6 protein-coding genes and 1 tRNA gene are annotated in these 4,156 nt (G+C 36.8%); 2 read left to right on the top strand and 5 right to left on the bottom strand.

The genetic code is table 11. The annotated features are described in order from the left end of the window. A partial coding sequence (locus tag AACZ30_RS13220) for a cation:proton antiporter (protein WP_339649928.1) occupies positions 1–519 on the top strand: 519 nt, incomplete at its 5' end. Here AACZ30_RS13220 and AACZ30_RS13215 read toward each other — a convergent pair. Genes AACZ30_RS13215 through AACZ30_RS13205 form a run of 3 tightly spaced genes read right to left on the bottom strand, consistent with a single transcriptional unit; the run spans position 496 to position 2,313 of the window. After that, complete coding sequence (locus AACZ30_RS13215) at positions 496–1,200, bottom strand: LrgB family protein (protein WP_339649926.1); 705 nt, start codon at positions 1,198–1,200, stop codon at positions 496–498. The genes AACZ30_RS13220 and AACZ30_RS13215 overlap by 24 nt on opposite strands. Then, positions 1,200–1,532 carry a CidA/LrgA family protein gene (locus tag AACZ30_RS13210; RefSeq protein ID WP_339649925.1) on the bottom strand — a complete coding sequence of 111 codons (333 nt, stop codon included), beginning with the start codon at positions 1,530–1,532 and terminating at the stop codon, positions 1,200–1,202. Before AACZ30_RS13210 ends, AACZ30_RS13215 begins: the two co-directional genes overlap by 1 nt. A gap of 7 nt (positions 1,533–1,539) precedes the next feature. Continuing rightward, positions 1,540–2,313 carry a creatininase family protein gene (locus AACZ30_RS13205; RefSeq protein WP_339649923.1) on the bottom strand — a complete coding sequence of 258 codons (774 nt, stop codon included), beginning with the start codon at positions 2,311–2,313 and terminating at the stop codon, positions 1,540–1,542. Positions 2,314–2,407: 94 nt separating this feature from the next. Here AACZ30_RS13205 and AACZ30_RS13200 point away from each other — a divergent pair, with 94 nt between their 5' ends. Then, a complete protein-coding gene (locus AACZ30_RS13200; RefSeq protein ID WP_339649922.1) occupies positions 2,408–3,460 on the top strand; it encodes an NAD(P)/FAD-dependent oxidoreductase in 1,053 nt (350 codons plus the stop codon). A 202-nt stretch (positions 3,461–3,662) separates the two neighbouring features. On the opposite strand, the gene AACZ30_RS13195 is transcribed toward AACZ30_RS13200, so the two are convergent. Then, positions 3,663–3,911: a GIY-YIG nuclease family protein gene (locus tag AACZ30_RS13195; protein ID WP_339649929.1), complete on the bottom strand. Its 249-nt coding sequence runs from the start codon at positions 3,909–3,911 to the stop codon at positions 3,663–3,665. 168 nt (positions 3,912–4,079) lie between these two features. Next, positions 4,080–4,154: transfer RNA gene (locus AACZ30_RS13190), tRNA-Val, on the bottom strand. Positions 4,155–4,156 lie beyond the last annotated feature (2 nt).

Below are 4,156 nucleotides of genomic sequence, written 5' to 3'. Positions count from 1 at the left end.
CTCCTGCATGGGTATGGTTTTCTTGCTGTTTTCTTTACCGGTTTAAGCCTAAGACATTTTGAAAAAGTTAGCGGAGATTACAAGACAAAAATGCACGATTTTGTTCACGAAATAGAACGCATCTTACTCGTGGTTTGGATTATTCTTTTTGGTGGTTCTATTATGAATGGAATGTTAAGCCTTACCGATTGGCGTGGAATTGTATTCGCTTTTGCTTTTGTTTTAATTATTAGGCCCCTGGCAGGAATTATAAGTATGACGGGGATTAGAGACAGTTTTAAGAATAAACTTGCCATTAGTTTCCTGGGAATTAAGGGAATTGGCTCTGTATTTTATCTCGCCTGGGCCTTCGTTGAATTTGATGGTTTTGAACATAAAAATGAACTCTATTCTATTACCGCTTTTATTATTCTAATTTCTATAGTGGTTCACGGTTTTACTGCTCCTTCCATTATTGAATATTTTAAACGAAAAACAGAACAGAACGAAAACGAATCAGGTGAAACTCCCAAGGAATAACTGAAGTAAATAGGGAGTAATAAGCGCGGTGATAATTCCATTTACACACATAGCCAACCCACTGTAAACCCCGGCGAGTTTGCTTTCTTCAAAGGCACGCGCGGTGCCAATTCCGTGGGCAGCTGTACCTAAAGCAGTACCAATAGCAATTTTACTTTTTATGCCTAATTTCTTCAGAATAAATGGTCCAAATGCGTTACCAAAAATTCCCACGGCAATTACAATTCCGGCGGTAATTTCTGGAATTCCATTGGTAAGTTTGGTGATCTCAATAGCAATTGGCGTAGTAACCGATTTTGCCGCCAACGATTCAATTATAAAATCAGGGACTTTTAAAAGTAGAAGAAAAATGATCACAGTTAAAACTCCGCTTATTCCACCAACGGCTACCGAAAGCAAGAACACTTTTAAATTCTGTTTTACTTCTTCATATTTTTCATAAAAAAACACACCAAGTGCCACTACCGATGGCCCCAGGAAGAAACTAATAAATTTTCCGCCGCGATTATAATCTTCAAAATCAATATTAAAAATCAACAGAAAACAAATAATAAAAACAATAGCTACCAAAACTGGAGTCAATAGCGCGTAATTAAATTTTTTCTGAAGTTTACGTGCACCCGCAAAAGCAATTAGACTTATAAAAACACCAAATATTGGTAATTGAAAAAATTCTTGCATTACTTCCCGAATTTTTCAATAATTATTGCTGAAACATAAAGCGTGATTACGGTACTGGCAATTACAGCTACTGAAATGGGTAACCAGTAATCGGCGATAATTTCGAAATAAACCATTAAGCCAACCCCATAAGGAATAAAGAATAAAACCAGGTATTTTATAAGCTTATCTGAGGCCGGTTTCACATCCTGAAGTTTTATGATTTTTAACCGTAAAGCCAGGAAAATAAGAAACATTCCCAGGATATTGCCGGCGATTGGGATTTCAAAAAAATAGGTGATTAACTCACCTAAAAGTAAAAATCCAAAAATATAAGCTAAAGCTTTGAGCATCTCTAGTTTATTGATACATATCTTTCAAGTCAGCTTCGTGTAAGTCTACGAAGAATTCGCCAATCATATCGGTTGCTTTTTCAAAGAAAATCTTTCCTTTTTCAGCGGTTGCAGCTTTAGGATTTCCTACACCTGTATCTTCAGTAACTTGAGTCCATTCCCGTTGTGCACTCGCCCAACCTTCTTTTAAAGCTTTAATCTTAAAAGTTTTGGCGCTGCCGTCTCCCGCTTCTTCTAAAGGTAAAACTAACTCAGGCCGCAAATGCATAACAGCCGCAGTTTCCAATTCTCCTGCGTGATCACCGGGCTCTTCAAAATAAGGTTTTGCATCTGTAACCTGCCACCAGTTTACCGCACAGGTAAAGATATCTGGAAATTCAAGACTTAATTCCCTGATTAGTTGTTTAAAATTATTGCCGCCGTGGGCGTTTAAAATCACCAGTTTATTGATTTTATGTTTTTCTAAAACCTGCGCTACATCTTTTAAAATAGCGTATTGGGTACTGGGATTAAGATTCATACATAATTTTACATCCATTTGGCCGGTATTCACTCCAAATGGAATGGTAGGTAGAACTACTGCTTTTGCATTTTTTTCCCAGGCTTTGTGGGCTGCGTTTATTGCAGCTTCTTCGGCAAGAATATTATCGGTAGCATACGGCAGGTGATAATTATGCGCTTCGGTAGCTCCCCAGGGCAAAACAGCTATGCTAAAATCTTCGTTTTTAATGTGTTTCCAATTGGTTTCGGCCAAAACGTAAGGCCTTATCTTTCTTTCCATAAACTTAATTTCATTTAAAATTAATAATTCTAAGCGATTCTGTAAGATTTAAAAGGCAGAAATTAAAACCTATCTTTGATTAAAATTAAAATCGATGTTGGATTTTGTAATTGTTGGCGGCGCACAGGCCGGACTTTCAATGGCTTATTACCTTAATAAAATGGGTAAGGATTATGTTGTGGTAGATAAGGAAAAGGAAGTTGGAGCTTCCTGGTTAAACCGTTGGGATTCCCTTAAACTTTTTACACCTTCAGAATTTAATAAGCTTCCAGGAATGGAGTTCCCTGCCGAAAAAGGTTATTATCCAACAAAAGAAGATGTAGCTGAATATTTTAAAAATTATGTAGCCGAATTTGATATTGAAATTAGGTTAAACACATTAATAGAGCATATTTCGCCAATAGAAGATTATTTTATTCTGAAGCATCAAAACGGCGAGATACATTGTAAAAATGTAGTGATTGCTACAGGGCCGTTTCATATTCCATACACGCCATCTTTTTCTAAGAAAATATCAACAGCTATTTTCCAGATTCATAGTAATTATTATAAAAATCCCGGTCAATTACAAGAAGGGCCGGCAATGGTTGTAGGGGCAGGAGATTCGGGATTTCAAATCTTAGATGAAATCTCTCAAACTAACAGAACCACTTATTTTTCTGGCGCTACCAACGTTCGGGTACTTCCACAAGAAATTTTAGGAAAAACATTATGGTGGTGGTTCACAAAAATTGGTTTTTTAAATTTTAGTCGAAATACCTGGCTGGGGAAAAAGTTGAGTGAGTCTAAGCAACCTATTATTGGGACCAATGTAAAAAGTATTTTAAAACGAGAGAACGTTATTCCTGTTGGAAAAACAAAAGATGCAAAAGGCGAAATTATCATTACTAAAAATCGAAAAATCGAAGGGCTAAAAAATATCGTCTGGGCCACCGGTTACCGACCAAATTTTAGTTGGATAGAAGGCCTGGAACTTTCTAAAGACGGCTACCCAAAACATAATCGTGGTATTAGTAATATTAAAGGACTATACTTTATAGGTCTTCCCTGGCTGCATACACGAGGCTCGGCAACTTTAGGGGGAATTAAAAAAGACGCGCAATATCTTGCAAATTATATTGAAGCTGAAGAAAAAACGCTTGCCTAATAAAACCTCGTGAGGTTTCTTCTTAAATATTTTACTACAATTTTTGCTTAAACACCACAATTAGGCTTGATCCCATAAAATTTCGGTATAAAAAAATTCCTAAAGAAGATAAACTTTGGGATTTGGGAATAAAAGTGGGCGTGTAGGGATTTTAATCCCTGACCCTCCCGATGCAAAATCGGGATGCTCTGAACTAACTGAGCTACTTTTTAAATAACTTCTCAATCATAATTCGACTTCTCCACTTCTTAATTTGTCGCTCTCTTCGAATTGCTTCTGTTCTTGTTTTGAACTCTTCAGAATACACCAGAACCCAATCTTTAGCCTTCGATGTAAAACCTTTGTTACTTTGTAAATGTTTTTCTAAACGTATATTAATATTCTGGGTAGAACCAATATAATATTTATTCAGTACTTCAGAGAATAATATATAAACGTAAAATTTCGGCATACAAAAAACCCTAAAGTAGGTAAACTTTGGGATTTGGGAATAAAAGTGGGCGCGAAGGGATTTGGATTCCTGACCCTCCCGATGTGAAATCGGGATGCTCTGAACTAACTGAGCTAATTTTCTGTTAAAATAAAAAAGATTTCCAAATTTTGGAAATCTTAAATTCTGTGGGCGCGAAGGGATTCGAACCCCTGACCCCTTGGGTGTAAACCAAGTGCTCTGAACCAACTGAGCTACGCGCCCTA

The sequence above is a fragment of the uncultured Salegentibacter sp. genome (genome assembly GCF_963972535.1).
Taxonomy (GTDB): domain Bacteria; phylum Bacteroidota; class Bacteroidia; order Flavobacteriales; family Flavobacteriaceae; genus Salegentibacter.
This window is presented reverse-complemented; position numbering and strand designations above follow the sequence as displayed.